The following is a 12,830-nucleotide window of genomic DNA, read 5'->3' on the forward strand; positions in this document are numbered from 1 at the left end:
CTCCCTTGCTGATCAATTCCAATGTCCTTGCTCTCCATGCGGTGCCGTCGCACCGCGGCGCCGGTCGTCTTTGCCGCGCTGTGCTGACTTCCTTGGTTACGCCAGAAACTCTAATCACCGAGAACCCAGATGTCTACCGTCGCCACGACAGATATTCGGGTGGCCGGGCGTGAGCTGTCCCGGCGTCCGTCACGGCAGCGAGGACAGCTCCTCGTCCCGGCCCGAGGCGTACGCCCAGATCATGTGGCGTACGAACGGCTTCGAGCCCGGCCGCGTCAGGGCCAGGGCACGGGCCTCCAGTTCCTGGTCCACCTTGGTCCCGCGTTCCATGATCAGGCGCAGATGCTCCCGCTCGGAGCCCACGGTGAACGTCTCCAGGAAGAGCGTCGGATCCGCCATGTCCTCGAACAGGCCCCACAGCGACGCACCCGTACGCCGGCGGGACATGCCCACCGGCCGCATCGCCTCGATGAAGGCCTCGGCGTTCCCCCGGTCCACCCGCCACTCGACGGTGACCAGCACCGGTCCGGCGTCCCGTCCCGGCACCGCCACATCGGGCACGTCCGCCCAGATCTGGGCCGGGCGTACGTCGATCGGGCCGGACGGCATCGGAAGCAGCCGCGTGCCCACCACCGTGGTCACCAGCAGCCCGATGCCCGACACCACGAACGCGGTGCCCACGCCCAGCCGGTCGGCGGCCATGCCCCACCCCACCCCGCCGAGCGCCTGCCCGCCCATGAACACCAGTTGGTAGTAGGCGAGCCCGCGGGTCCGGGCCCAGGCGGGCAGCAGCACCTGCGCCGAGGCGGAGAGCGTGGACAGGACCGCCACCCACGCCAGACCGGACACGATCAAGGCGGCGGCGACCGCCAGCGCGGACGGCACCAGGCCGATCACCGCCATCGTCGCCGCATAGACCACCATGGCGCCCGTCACCAGTACGTTCGTCTTCAGGTGCGGGCGGACCGACGGCAGCAGAACCGCCCCCAGGACAGCGCCGAGCCCCACGCTGGCGAGCAGCAGACCGTAGCCGCCGGCGGAGAGACCGAGCGGCCCCCTGGCGACCGTCGGGAGCAGCGCCCACAGACCTCCCGCGAAGATCATGAAGAGGCCCGAGCGGCCGATGACCGCCCCGAACAGGGGGGCGCTGCGGACGTAGCGGGCGCCTGCCCTGATGGCGTCACGGATGTGCTCGGAGCCGAGGGGGCGGTGGGTCACCGGACGTTTCCACGCGTACAGCACGACCAGAACGCCGAGGAAGGACAGCGCGTTGAGCGCGAAGGTGGCCTCGGGGCCGGTGGCGGCGATCATCGCGCCGCCGAGAGCGGGCCCCGCGGCCCGCGCCACATTGCCGTTCGCGCTGTTGAGCAGGGCGGCCTGCGGGATCTCCTCACGACTGACCAGCTCGGGCTGGATGGCCTGGAAGGAGGAGATGCAGAACGCCTCACCCACCCCCATCAGCGCGGTCAGTCCGAGGAGCAGGCCCTGGGTCGCCGCACCGGCCGCCGTGACGCCGGCCAGCCCCGCCGCGCCGAGGAACATCAGAAGCTGCCCGCCGAGCAGCAGCCGCCGTTGGTCGAGGATGTCCCCCAGCGCCCCGGCGGGAACCACCAGCGCGAAGACCGGCAGGGTGGTCGCCGTCTGCACCAGGGCGACCTCGAACGCGCCGCCGCCGAGGTCGCCCATGAGCCACTGGGCTCCGACGGTCTGCATCCAGGTGCCCATGTTGGCCGCCAACTGGGCGATCCACAGCGCCCGGAACACCGGGCGGCGCATGGGCGCCCACGCCGAGGGCTCGGGGCCCCAGTCCTGGGCAGGCGACTGCTTCACCTGAACGCTCTCCTCATCGTCGGAGTCATGGAGCTGTCCACGCCCTGCTCGATAAGGGATGTTATGGCCCGAATCCGCTCAAGCCGGTGCGGTGGGGCCCGCGCCGTCGGTCGCTTCCAGCCGGGGCTCGGCCGTGGCGGTCGTGGCGGTGACGGGGACCCTGGTACCGATGCTCCGGTAACGGACGGGCAGGCCGGCCATCCGTTCCGGGGGCAGGCAGTTCTTGCCGTCGATGAGCAGGCGCGGCTCGGCGAGCCGTGAGGCCAGCAGCGGCCAGTCCGCCTCGATGGCCTGCGGCCATTCGGTCAGCAGGACGACGGCGTGGGCGCCACTGACCGCGCCGGACAGGTCGGGGGCCGGGTCCGCGGCCGGGAAGAGTGCGGCGACGGCCGCCGGGTCGGTGGCCGGATCCCACACGCGTACACGTGCCGCTTCACGGAGAATCGCGGGCACGACGGTACGGCTGGGGGCGGCACGCAGATCGTCGCTCCAGGGTTCGTAGCGCACGCCGAGCACGGCGATGGTGGCGTCCCGCAGGGCAGCGCCGAGGTCGGTACGCAGTATCTGCAGTGCCAGCCCGGCCTGCGCGTCGTTGACGGCGATCGTCGCCCGCAGCAGCGGAGCCGGTATGCCGACGCTGCCCGCCCAGTGGGCCAGCGCGGCCGTGTCCTTCGGCAGACAGGAGTCGCCGTAGCCCAGGCCGGGCTGGAGGAAGGCGTGACCGATGCGCGGGTCGTAGCCGACGCCCTGCAGGACGCGGTCGACATCGACGTCGGGCCCGCAGCACATCCGGGCGATCTCGTTCGAGAAGCTGATCTTCATGGCGAGGAAGGCGTTGCTCGCGTACTTGATCATCTCGGCGCTGGTGGGAGTCGTCGCCACCCATGGACTCGCCACACCGGCGTACAGCTCACGCAGGGCCCGTTCGCTGTCACGGCTCCAGGTGCCGGCGACGATCCGGGCGGGGGCGGCCCAGTCCTCCAGGGCGCTTCCCTGGTTGAGGAACTCGGGGTTGTACGCGTAACGCTCGCGCAGCCAGGGATGCGCGTCGGCGAGTCTGCTGCTGGTGCCGGGCGGCACGGTGGACTTGAGCACGATCCCTGGGACGGGAAGCAGATTCCCGGCCTGTCCGAGCACCGATGTCACCTGGGACAGATCGGCGGCCCCGTCCGGGCGGGGCGGCGTTCCCACGGTGATCAGCACGATGTCGAAGGGGGCCCGCCGGTGGCACTCCGCCAGCCCGCCGGCGAATCGCAGCCTTCCGGTGGCCAGCGCGGCAGTCAGCTGCTGGGGCAGGCCCGGTTCGAAGACCGGCGCCTCGCCGGCGTTCAATATGCGCAGCCGGCCGGGGTCCTGCTCGACGCCGGTGACGCTGTGCCCCTGCAGGGCCAGCGCGACGGCCCCCGTCAGTCCGACGTACCCCTGTCCGACGACCGCTACTCGCATCACCAACCACCTCCTCTGTGCGGCAGTGCACCGGCAACCTGGACGGCACGCCGCCGTCGGCGCCGGCGACGTCAGCCAGGAAGAGGGCTGGGAAAACGCCTCGAAGCCCTGTGAAGCAGGCAGGTTGTGGCCCGCTTCCCTCATAGCACCCCAACAGTGCGGTGATCGCATCCCCGGCGTGGGGCCTCTTCGCCCCGCTCGCGGGCGGGGCGCAGGGGTGGCTCAGCCACAGGTCAGGAACGCGCGGTGGAGCGGTCGTCGTCGCGGTCGGGGGTGAGGATGGAGGCATGGGTGAGCGAGTGGTCTCCCGCGAAGCGCAGCGGCATCTTCGGCTGCTCGTGATGCGCGCGGACTGGCTGGACCAGGCGTTCGTGCACTGGCCGTACCGGCCTGCCGACGTCCAGGCGCTGCTTCCGGGCAGGCTGACCGTGGACACGTACGACGACACGGCCTGGGTCACCCTCACACCGTTCGTGATGGCCGAGGTACGTGCCGCGGGGCTACCCTCCCCCGCCCCCGCGGCCCGCGGTTTCCTGGAGACGAATCTGCGGACGTACGTACGCGGTCCCGACGGGTGCCGGGCGTTGTGGTTTCTGACGATCGAGGTGAGCTGCGCGGCCATGCTGGCCGCGCGAGCCGTGGGGCTGCCGTACCACTGGGGAGCGCTGACTCTGCGACGCGACGACGGCGGGTGCTTCTACTCCGGCATGCGCCGCGGCGGCGGAGCCTCGTACCGCCTGACGGTGCGACGCGGTGAACCGCTCCCGGCGCCGTCGGAGCGCGATGTGTGGCTCACCACCCGGTGGCACGCCTTCACGCACCGGGCCGGCCTGATCTGGGACACCCCGGTCGAGCACGAACCGTGGAACCTCCACACCGGTACGGCCGAGGGCCTGGCCGAGTCGCTGACCGCGGCGGTCGGCCTGCCCGCGCCCTCGCGCGAACCCCTGGTGCACGTCTCGCCGGCCGTGCGGCAGGCCCGCATCGGTGCTTCGCGGCCGCGCTACCGCGCCGGTTACTGAGGGGTGCCCTGCATGGTGACCAGATCGGTCAGCGCCCGCATACCCCCCTCGGCCAGCGCGCGTCGCTGCAGGTCGGCGGGCGTGCCCTGTTGCAAGAGCCGGTGGACCAGCGAGGTCACCTCCCGCGTGTCTCCGGACTCCTCCAGGGCGGGTGCGATGTGGTCCATGAGCTGACAGAGCACATCGCCCGCGCTGCGGAGCTTCCCGTCGGGGGCGACCAGTGAACCGCTGATGCCGTCCCGCGCGGCGTACCAGTTCGCGCCGTGCAGCAGTTCGGGTGTGCACTGGGCAGGCGGCACGCCGGCCTTTTCGTCGCTGATGGCCGTCGCGACCAGGGCGCGCACGATGCCCGCGAACATGACGGCGTCGTCGGCCCTCAGCTGTACGTCCATGCACCGCACCTCGACCGTGGGGAACCGGTCGGAGAGCCGGGCCTGCCAGTAGAGCTGACCGGGGTCACTGATGATCCCGGCCGTCAGCAGTGCCCGGACCCGCCGCTCGTGGTCGGCGAGGTCGGCGAAATACGGCGGGGGCCCGCTGACCGGCCAGCGGCCGTAGATCACGGTACGCCAGCTCGAGAACCCGGTGTCGTGGCCGTCCCACAGCGGTGAGTTCGCCGACATGGCCACCAGCACGGGCAGCCACACCCGGATCCGGTTCAGGACGGCGATGCCCATCTCCGGATCGGACACGGCCGCGTGTACGTGCATACCGTTGACCAGTTGCTCCGCGACCAGTTGCGGGGCCTGGGACTGGATGGCGAGATAGCGCGGCTGCCGGGTGACCAGGGGCGGCGCCACCTCTCTGAACGGCGCTGTCGCGCAGGTGGCGAGCCGGCAGCCCAACTCTTCGGCCGCCGCGCCGAGCGCGTGCCGCAGGCGCAGCAGATGACCGCCGACCTCCTTGAGGTCGGTGCATACCGGAGTGGCTACCTCCACCTGGGCCTGCAGCAGCTCGGCCTGTATCTCCCGCCGGTCCACGAACGGCTCGAGCCCGGACGATCCCCGTACCTCTTCGGCCAGTGGTACCGGCAGGCCCGTGTCCGGGTCGAGGAGGAGGTACTCCTCCTCGACTCCCACAGTGATCACGCCGCCCCCGGTCAGCGGCCCGCGCGGGTGCGCGGGCGGCGGGTGAGCAGGACACCGAGGGCGACCATGGCGACGCCCAGAGCGAAGTGCAACCAGTTGTCCGCAGTGTTGAAGGGTACGAAGTTGGCCGCGCTGTCGTGGTCGATGAACAGGCCGTACAGCCACAGCGCCAGGTAGATGACACCGCCGCCGATGAGGAAGTTGCGGGCGGTGGACGCGGCGCGGGCCATGGTCACACCGGCGATGCCGAACAGCAGGTGCACGATGTTGTGCAGTACGGACACCTGGAACACGCCGAGCAGTTTGGCCTCGGAGTCGTGTTCCGCGAACTTCATCGTGTCGTAGTCGGTGGTGATGCCGGGAATGAAGCCGAGGACACCCACCAGCAGGAAGACCACGCCGACCAGCAGCGCCGCCTGTTGCACGGGGGTCCGGGCGATCGGCGCCGTACGGTGCTGAGCACTCATGACCGCACTTCTTTCTCCCGGGGCAGCCCGTCGGGCCGCCCGATCGATCCCAGTACTAGGCACTATGTACCCCGTACTCTTACGGTTAGGCAGCCCGCTCGACCAGGCGATTTCAGGCCCGTGTGCGACCCGCTCGCCCAAGCGGCGAGGGTCAGGTGTGGACGATGCTGTTGTGACCGTCCTGGTCGTCGGCGTGGCCGTCGTTGAACCAGTAGTCGCCGTGCGCCAGGTAGCGGAACCCGTAGCGCTGTTCCTTGGGGAGGGTGACGGTGACGGAGCGGGTGCCGTCCTCCCGTTCGGTGAAGGGGTGGGCTCCCGGCTGCCAGTCGTTGAAGTCGCCGACTACGCTGACCTGCCCGCAGGCCTGGCCTGCCGGGATGACGAAGGTGATCTCGGTGTGCTTCTTGCGTCGGCTGCGCTCCAGCATCGCTGAACCTTTCCTCGGGGGGAGTGCCTCAGGATCGCCGCCCCATAGCCCTTCGAGCACCTCTTGTTGCGCTGACGGCGCCGTTCGTCGCCCGGATGGCGCACGCGGGCACCGGGTCAGGTGACAGCCGCGCCCTGGCGGAGCAGCAGCGCGGCATCCACTGCCGCGACGAGGACCGCCGCGAGGAACGGCAGCCTCGGGCGCCGCCGGCCCAGCAGTGCGCCGCCGGCCGCCACGACGAGAGCCGCCGACAGGGCGGCCGGCCCGGCGGTGCCGGCCGGGCCGGGGCGGGCGAACGCCAGCAGCGCGGTGGCCGTCACGAGGGGGAGCGGCAGCAGGAGCCGCCCCCGTGCAGGTCCCAGTCGCTGGGGCCAGCCGCGTACACCGGTGGCCAGATCGTCGCCGATGTCCGGCAGGACGTTCGCCAGGTGTGCGCCGATGCCGAGCAGCGCCGCGGCGACCACGATCCACCAGGGGGGCCAGGGCCGCCCCTGCGTACCGAGCGAGACGAAGGCGGGAAGCGCCGCGAACCCCACCGCGTACGGCAGCCAGGAAAGCACGGTCGCCTTCAGCCCGAGGTTGTACGCCCAGGCCGCGGCGACGCCGACGAGGTGGACCGTACCCGCGAGCAGACCGTACGCGAGGGACAGCGGTACGCACAGGGCGAGAGCGGTGAGCGCCGCACCGCGTACGGCGGTGACACCGACCGAACCGGCGACCACGGGTTTGGTACGCCGCCCGACCGCGGTGTCGCGGGCGGCGTCGACGGCGTCGTTGCTCCAGCCGACGGACAACTGCCCCGCCAGCACCGCGGCCGCCACCAGCAGGCACCCTGCCGCGTCCTGCCCGCAGGCCGCCGCCAGCGCGGTCGTCAGGGCGCCGACCGCCACGGCCGGTACGGGGTGACACGCCCTCAGAAGCCCGCCCGCCGGCCGCAGCAGACGCCTCACGCGGGCGCTGGGCGGCGACCCGCGTGCGGCCTCGCCGCCCGCGTCCAACCGCACCTCGATGTCCACGCGCCCATGCTAGGCGTCCGGGCCATCGGAGGCGTGCGGCCCGCCGCCACCGACTACCGCTTGCGGGCAGGTGCGCACAGCCGCCGGACGAGCGACACCACGTGTGGCGATCGTGAAGGGGGGCACTCATTGCAAGGTCCCCCGTCCCCGGCCTCGGATCCCAGATGACCCGGATCGCAGCTGTCCACGGAGCTCTCGCTCCGCACCGGCACACCCAACGAGAGATCACGGACATGGTGGCCCGGATGTGTCTCACCGAGGGGACCGACCGGCGGGTGCTGGACCGGCTCCACGACAGTGCGAAGGTGAACACCCGCCATACGGCGCTGCCGCTCGACGCTTACGCGGGACTGGACGGCTTCGGCGCCGTCAACGACGCTTTCATCGCGGGGGCGGTGAGCCTCGGCGCGGAGGCCGTCGGGGCGGCGCTCGACGCGGCGGGCCTCTCCCCGCGCGACGTCGACCTCCTGATGTTCACCTCGGTGACCGGCATCGCCACGCCCTCGGTCGACGCGCGTCTCGTGGGGCCACTCGGGCTGCGTCCTGACGTCAAGCGCGTGCCCGTCTTCGGCCTCGGCTGTGTCGCGGGGGCGGCCGGCATCGCGCGCCTGCACGACTACCTGCTGGGGCGTCCCGACGACGTGGCGGTACTCCTGTCGGTGGAGCTGTGCTCTCTCACCCTCCAGCGCGGCGACGCCTCACCGGCCAATCTCGTCGCCAGCGCCCTCTTCGGGGACGGCGCCGCGGCCGTGGTCGCGTGCGGTGCGCGCAGGCCGGCGGCCGCCGCCCGGCCGGCCGTGGTCGACACGCGCAGCCATCTCTACCCGGACAGCGAGCACGTGATGGGGTGGGACATCACCGGCTCCGGATTCCGCGTCGTACTCGACGCCAGTGTCCCGGACGTCGTACGCAAGAACCTCGCCGCGGACGTCGACGCGTTCCTCGCGGACCACGGGCTGCGCCGCCAGGACATCACCGCCTGGGTGTGTCACCCCGGCGGACCGAAGGTGCTCGAAGCGGTTGAGGAAACGCTCGAACTGCCCGCGGACGCACTCGACGTCACGTGGAGGTCGCTGGCGGCCGTGGGCAATCTGTCCTCCGCGTCGGTGCTCCACGTCCTGCGCGACACCCTGGCCGAACGCCGTCCACCCGCCGGCACCGCCGGGCTGATGCTCGCCATGGGGCCGGGTTTCTGCTCCGAACTCGTCCTGCTTCGCTGGTAGGGAGAGGAACACATGCTCTGGTACACCGTGCTCGTCCTGGCGGTCGGTCTGGAACGCGTCGCCGAACTCGTCGTGGCCCGCCGCAACGCCCGCTGGAGCCTGGCGCGCGGCGCCGTCGAGGCCGGACGCCGGCACTACCCGGCGATGGTGGTCCTGCACACCGGGCTGCTCGTCGGCTGCCTGGCCGAAGTCCGGTGGGGCGGGCGGCCGTTCGACCCGGTGGTGGGCTGGTTCATGGCCGCCGTCGTGGTGGCCGCGCAGGCTCTGCGCTGGTGGTGCGTCCGGACGCTGGGGCCGCGGTGGAACACCCGTGTGCTGGTCGTGCCGGGCCTGCCCCTGGTGGCGGGCGGACCGTACCGGTGGCTGAGCCACCCCAACTACGTGGCGGTGGTGGTGGAAGGGCTGGCCCTGCCCCTCGTGCACGGCGCCTGGCTGACCGCCGCGCTCTTCACCGGCCTCAACGCGGCGCTGCTCACCGTACGGATCCGCTGCGAGAACGAAGCGCTCGGGCTCGCTCCGGAGCGTGCCGCCGGGAGCGGGGCGGGTGCCTGACCGTGATCGACCTGCTCGTGGCGGGCGGCGGACCGGCCGGTCTTGCCACCGCCATCCACGCGGCGTCGGCCGGTATGGAAGCGGTCGTGATCGAACCGCGCGCCGCACCCGTGGACAAGGCGTGCGGCGAGGGCATCATGCCCGGCGGCGTGCTGGCTCTGGAAGCACTGGGCGTACGGGTCGGCGGCCGCGCACTGCGCGGTATCCGTTACGTCGACGGACGCCACCGCGCGCAGGCCTCCTTCGCCGACGGTCCGGGCCTCGGGGTGCGGCGTACGGAACTGCACGCGGCGCTGGCCCGGCGGGCTGCCGAAGTGGGGGTCGCGGTCGTCACCGGCAAAGTCGGGGAGGTGCGGCAGAGTGCGGACGCGGTGGCGGCAGGGGGGCTGCGGGCTCGCTGGCTGGCGGCCGCGGACGGCCTGCACTCGCCGCTGCGCCACGCTCTCGGCCTGGACGTGCCGAGCCGCCGGCCACGGCGCTTCGGCCTGCGGCGGCACTACCGGCTGGAGCCGTGGACCGATTTCGTCGAGGTGCACTGGTCCGTGTTCGGCGAGGCGTATGTGACGCCGGTCGGTGACGGCCTGGTCGCCGTGGCCGTGCTGAGTACGGGGCGGCGCGGTTTCGACGCGCACCTGGCCCACTTCCCGCACCTGCTGCGGCTCCTGGACGGGCGGTCCCACGCCGGCCCCGTGCGGGGCGCGGGCCCGCTGCGCCAGCGGGCCCGCCGTCGTACGGTCGGCCGGGTGGTGCTGGTGGGCGACGCGGCAGGCTACACCGACGCGCTCACCGGCGAGGGCGTGGCGCTCGCGATGGCGTCGGCCGAGGCGGCCGTGCGGTGCCTGAAGGCCGGACGACCGCAGGAGTACGAGCGGTGCTGGCGGCGGCTGTCCCTGCGCCACCACCTGCTGACGGAAGGTCTCGTACGGATGAGCGGCCACGCGGCGGTGGCCCGGCTGATCGTACCGGCGGCGGCCAGGATGCCGTCGGTCTTCACGGCGGCCGTCCGCGCGCTCCAGTGACGCCCTGTTCGCTCACCGTCGCATCCCGACTCGCAGGGGCCGTTCCGCCGCTCTAGCCTGGGACCGCGAGGAGGTGGCGGTGGCCATGGCGCGTCCGGTGTGGAGTGGGGCTCTGACCTTCGGCCTGGTGTCGCTGCCCGTCCAGATGTTCACCGCGACGGACAGCCACACCGTCCACTTCCACCAGTTGCAGCGCGGCACCTCGGACCGGGTCCGCAACAAGCGGGTGAACGAGCGCACGGGCGAAGAGGTCCCGCTCGACGAGATCGTCAAGGGCTACGACGCGGGGGACGAGTACGTACTCATCGAGCCCGGCGAGCTGGAGGACATCGCTCCGGGCCGCTCCCAGGCAGTGGAGATCACCGGGTTCGTGGACCATGAGCAGGTCGAGCCCATCTTCTTCGACAAGACGTACTACCTGGGTCCCAAAGGCAAGGAGTACGCCAAGATCTACGCGCTGCTGGAGAAGGCACTGGCGGAAGCGGGCAAGGCGGGGATCGCCACGTTTGTCATGCGCAACCGTCAGTACCTGGTCGCCGTGAAGGCCGAGGGCGGGCTGCTGACGCTCCACACCTTGCACTGGGCCGACGAGATCCGCGATCCGCGCCAGGAGATCGGCACGCTGCCCGACAGCACCGATGTCACCGACCGCGAGCTGAAGATGGCCGAGCAGCTCATCGAGACGCTCGGCATGGAGTGGAAGCCCGAGGAGTTCCACGACACCTTCCAGGAGCAGGTGACGAAGCTCATCGAGGCCAAGCGCACCGGTGAGTCGGTCGAGAAGGCGGAGCCCCCGGCGGAGGCCACGAACGTCGTCGACCTGATGGAGGCGCTGCGGGCCAGCGTCGACCGCGCCAAGAGCCCCAAGAGCCGCGGCAAGGGGAAGACAGCCGCCGCCGACGCCCCCGTCGCGCAGATCAGGGACGCCGCCGACAAGCGCCGGACCGGCCGCGCGGCGAAGCCGGAGCAGGAGACGAAGCCAAAGCCCAAGCAGACGAAGCGGGCCAAGGCGTCGTCGTTCGATTCCCTGACCAAGGCAGAGCTCTACCAGCGCGCCACGGACGCCGGAATTCCCGGCCGTTCCTCCATGACGCGCGAAGAGCTCATCAAGGCGCTCAGCGGCAAGCGAGGACGGCGCAAGGCCGAGGCCTCCTAGAGGTCCTTCCGGCCGTGGATCACGGCGCGCCCGTGAGATCGCGGGCATTAAGACCGCGGCGCAGGGCAGAGGGAAGAAAACCGCATCGCGGCCCGCCTGATCCGCTCCCGTGAGCCGTGTGCAGGACGTGGTGCGGTCCACGAAGGATCTAGAGCATGCGCCCGGGCCCGTCCGGCCCCGGCCGCGCCGCGGAGAGGCAGTCGTCGTGCGTAGTGTCGGAGTGGAGGAGGAGCTCCTCCTGGTGGATGCGCGGACCGGTGAGCCGCAGGCGCTGTCCACGGCGGTTCTGGCCGCCGTGTCCAGGGAGAGCAGCGGTGAGCCGGAGGTCTTCGAGGCCGAGCTGCACCGGCAGATGCTGGAGTTCGGTACCCGGCCGCAGACCGGGATGGGCGACCTCGCGGAGGAGATCGTCCGCTGGCGGGCGGAGGCCGCGCGTCATGCGGAAGACATCGGCGCGGCGGTGGTCGCCCTGGCCACGTCTCCGCTCCCCGTCAGCCCGTCCATCGGAAGCGGCGAGCGCTACCAGTGGCTGGAGGAGCAGTTCGGACTCACCACACAGGAGCAGCTCACGTGCGGCTGCCATGTCCATGTGTCGGTGGACTCCGACGAGGAGGGCGTCGCCGTCCTGGACCGGATCCGGCCGTGGCTGTCCGTGTTGCTGGCGATGAGCGCGAACTCCCCGTTCTGGCAGGGCAAGGACAGCCGGTACAGCAGCTATCGCAGCCGGGTGTGGGGCCGGTGGCCGTCGTCCGGGCCGGTGGAGATCTTCGGCAGCGCCGACCGCTACCACGAGCAGGTGGACGACATGCTGGGCACGGGGGCGCTGCGGGACAAGGGGATGATCTATTTCGACGCCCGGCTGTCACACCACTACCCCACCGTGGAGGTACGGGTCGCCGACGTGTGTCTGGATCCCTCGACCACGGTGCTCGTGGCCACGCTGGTCCGGGGTCTGGTGGAGACGGCGGCCCGCCAGTGGCGGGCCGGGGAGCCGCCCGCACGGCACGGCGTCGGGTTGCTGCGACTGGCCGCCTGGCGAGCCGGACGGTCAGGGCTGGAGGGGGAGCTGATCCATCCGGTCACGATGCGTCCCGCGCCGGCCGAAGTGGTGGTGCGGGCACTGTTCGATCATGTCCGGGACGCTCTGGAGGACAGCGGTGACGTGCTTCCCGCCCAGGAGGGTCTCGCCGCGCTGCTCAAGGGGGGAAACGGGGCGCGCGTCCAGCGTGATCTGCTGAGCCGGAGCGGTGGTCTGCGAGGTGTCGTCACCGAGTGCGTGAGCAGGACCCGTGGGTAGGCCACGGGTCCGGGCGAGTCACGGGTCAAGGCGAGTCACGGGTGGTCGGGCTGCTGGTCGGGCGGCGTCCCGCCGCCTTCTCCCCCGCCCTTGTTCCCCTTGTCGGTCCCGTGGGCCTGCTTGCTGCCGCGCGTACCGGACTGACCGGACTGGGAGGCCTTGAGTTCGGCGCTGTCCTGCGGGGTGGCGCCTCCCTTGTCGCTGCGCCGCTGTTCGGGCTGCTGTGGATTCGGCATTCCGATCCCTGCTCTCTCTGATCGAGACGTACCTACGCCCTGCGCGTTCCC

13 protein-coding genes are annotated in these 12,830 nt (G+C 71.6%); 6 read left to right on the forward strand and 7 right to left on the reverse strand.

What is annotated here, in order from left to right; genetic code table 11:
• Positions 1-189: 189 nt before the first annotated feature.
• Positions 190-1,830: an MFS transporter gene (locus G412_RS35115; RefSeq protein WP_244283109.1), complete on the reverse strand. Its 1,641-nt coding sequence runs from the start codon at positions 1,828-1,830 to the stop codon at positions 190-192.
• Between the two features lie 78 nt (positions 1,831-1,908).
• Positions 1,909-3,276 (reverse strand): UDP-glucose dehydrogenase family protein, encoded by a 1,368-nt coding sequence (locus tag G412_RS35120; protein ID WP_051338458.1) that lies wholly within the window; start codon positions 3,274-3,276, stop codon positions 1,909-1,911.
• A gap of 287 nt (positions 3,277-3,563) precedes the next feature.
• Between G412_RS35120 and G412_RS0118485 the strand changes: the two genes are divergently transcribed.
• A complete protein-coding gene (locus G412_RS0118485; RefSeq protein ID WP_208857903.1) occupies positions 3,564-4,298 on the forward strand; it encodes a YqjF family protein in 735 nt (244 codons plus the stop codon).
• Here G412_RS0118485 and G412_RS0118490 read toward each other — a convergent pair.
• The 4 genes from G412_RS0118490 to G412_RS35125 form a co-directional block, all read right to left on the reverse strand.
• Positions 4,292-5,386 carry a carboxylate-amine ligase gene (locus tag G412_RS0118490; RefSeq protein WP_028813366.1) on the reverse strand — a complete coding sequence of 365 codons (1,095 nt, stop codon included), beginning with the start codon at positions 5,384-5,386 and terminating at the stop codon, positions 4,292-4,294. The two genes, G412_RS0118485 and G412_RS0118490, sit on opposite strands and share 7 nt — an antisense overlap.
• Positions 5,387-5,397: 11 nt before the next feature.
• Complete coding sequence (locus tag G412_RS0118495; protein ID WP_028813367.1) at positions 5,398-5,853, reverse strand: DUF4383 domain-containing protein; 456 nt, start codon at positions 5,851-5,853, stop codon at positions 5,398-5,400.
• 151 nt (positions 5,854-6,004) lie between these two features.
• Positions 6,005-6,280 (reverse strand): isoamylase early set domain-containing protein, encoded by a 276-nt coding sequence (locus tag G412_RS0118500; protein ID WP_028813368.1) that lies wholly within the window; start codon positions 6,278-6,280, stop codon positions 6,005-6,007.
• 116 nt (positions 6,281-6,396) lie between these two features.
• Positions 6,397-7,296, reverse strand: coding sequence for a UbiA family prenyltransferase (locus G412_RS35125; protein WP_425274486.1), 900 nt, complete (start codon positions 7,294-7,296; stop codon positions 6,397-6,399).
• 164 nt (positions 7,297-7,460) lie between these two features.
• Here G412_RS35125 and G412_RS0118510 point away from each other — a divergent pair, with 164 nt between their 5' ends.
• The 5 genes from G412_RS0118510 to G412_RS0118530 all read left to right on the forward strand — a co-directional run bounded on the left by G412_RS0118510 (position 7,461) and on the right by G412_RS0118530 (position 12,543).
• Positions 7,461-8,519 carry a type III polyketide synthase gene (locus tag G412_RS0118510; protein ID WP_028813369.1) on the forward strand — a complete coding sequence of 353 codons (1,059 nt, stop codon included), beginning with the start codon at positions 7,461-7,463 and terminating at the stop codon, positions 8,517-8,519.
• A 12-nt stretch (positions 8,520-8,531) separates the two neighbouring features.
• Positions 8,532-9,071 carry an isoprenylcysteine carboxyl methyltransferase family protein gene (locus tag G412_RS0118515; protein WP_028813370.1) on the forward strand — a complete coding sequence of 180 codons (540 nt, stop codon included), beginning with the start codon at positions 8,532-8,534 and terminating at the stop codon, positions 9,069-9,071.
• 2 nt (positions 9,072-9,073) lie between these two features.
• Positions 9,074-10,090, forward strand: coding sequence for an NAD(P)/FAD-dependent oxidoreductase (locus G412_RS0118520; protein WP_028813371.1), 1,017 nt, complete (start codon positions 9,074-9,076; stop codon positions 10,088-10,090).
• A gap of 85 nt (positions 10,091-10,175) precedes the next feature.
• Positions 10,176-11,246 (forward strand): non-homologous end joining protein Ku, encoded by a 1,071-nt coding sequence (ku, locus tag G412_RS35130; RefSeq protein ID WP_037649226.1) that lies wholly within the window; start codon positions 10,176-10,178, stop codon positions 11,244-11,246.
• Between the two features lie 205 nt (positions 11,247-11,451).
• Positions 11,452-12,543 (forward strand): glutamate--cysteine ligase 2, encoded by a 1,092-nt coding sequence (locus tag G412_RS0118530; RefSeq protein WP_028813372.1) that lies wholly within the window; start codon positions 11,452-11,454, stop codon positions 12,541-12,543.
• A gap of 35 nt (positions 12,544-12,578) precedes the next feature.
• Here the strand turns inward: G412_RS0118530 and G412_RS0118535 are convergent, their stop codons facing one another.
• Positions 12,579-12,779: a hypothetical protein gene (locus tag G412_RS0118535; protein ID WP_028813373.1), complete on the reverse strand. Its 201-nt coding sequence runs from the start codon at positions 12,777-12,779 to the stop codon at positions 12,579-12,581.
• Between the last annotated feature and the right edge of the window lie 51 nt (positions 12,780-12,830).

It is taken from the genome of Streptomyces flavidovirens DSM 40150 (assembly GCF_000429085.1).
GTDB classification, from domain to species: domain Bacteria; phylum Actinomycetota; class Actinomycetes; order Streptomycetales; family Streptomycetaceae; genus Streptomyces; species Streptomyces flavidovirens.

Coding starts and splice junctions, on each gene's coding strand:
- G412_RS35120 (WP_051338458.1), bottom strand. CDS start 3,276: ATGCGAGTAGCGGTCGTCGGACAGGGGTACGTCGGACTGACGGGGGCC.
- G412_RS0118485 (WP_208857903.1), top strand. CDS start 3,564: ATGGGTGAGCGAGTGGTCTCCCGCGAAGCGCAGCGGCATCTTCGGCTG.
- G412_RS0118495 (WP_028813367.1), bottom strand. CDS start 5,853: ATGAGTGCTCAGCACCGTACGGCGCCGATCGCCCGGACCCCCGTGCAA.
- G412_RS0118500 (WP_028813368.1), bottom strand. CDS start 6,280: ATGCTGGAGCGCAGCCGACGCAAGAAGCACACCGAGATCACCTTCGTC.
- G412_RS0118510 (WP_028813369.1), top strand. CDS start 7,461: ATGACCCGGATCGCAGCTGTCCACGGAGCTCTCGCTCCGCACCGGCAC.
- G412_RS0118515 (WP_028813370.1), top strand. CDS start 8,532: ATGCTCTGGTACACCGTGCTCGTCCTGGCGGTCGGTCTGGAACGCGTC.
- ku (WP_037649226.1), top strand. CDS start 10,176: ATGGCGCGTCCGGTGTGGAGTGGGGCTCTGACCTTCGGCCTGGTGTCG.
- G412_RS0118535 (WP_028813373.1), bottom strand. CDS start 12,779: ATGCCGAATCCACAGCAGCCCGAACAGCGGCGCAGCGACAAGGGAGGC.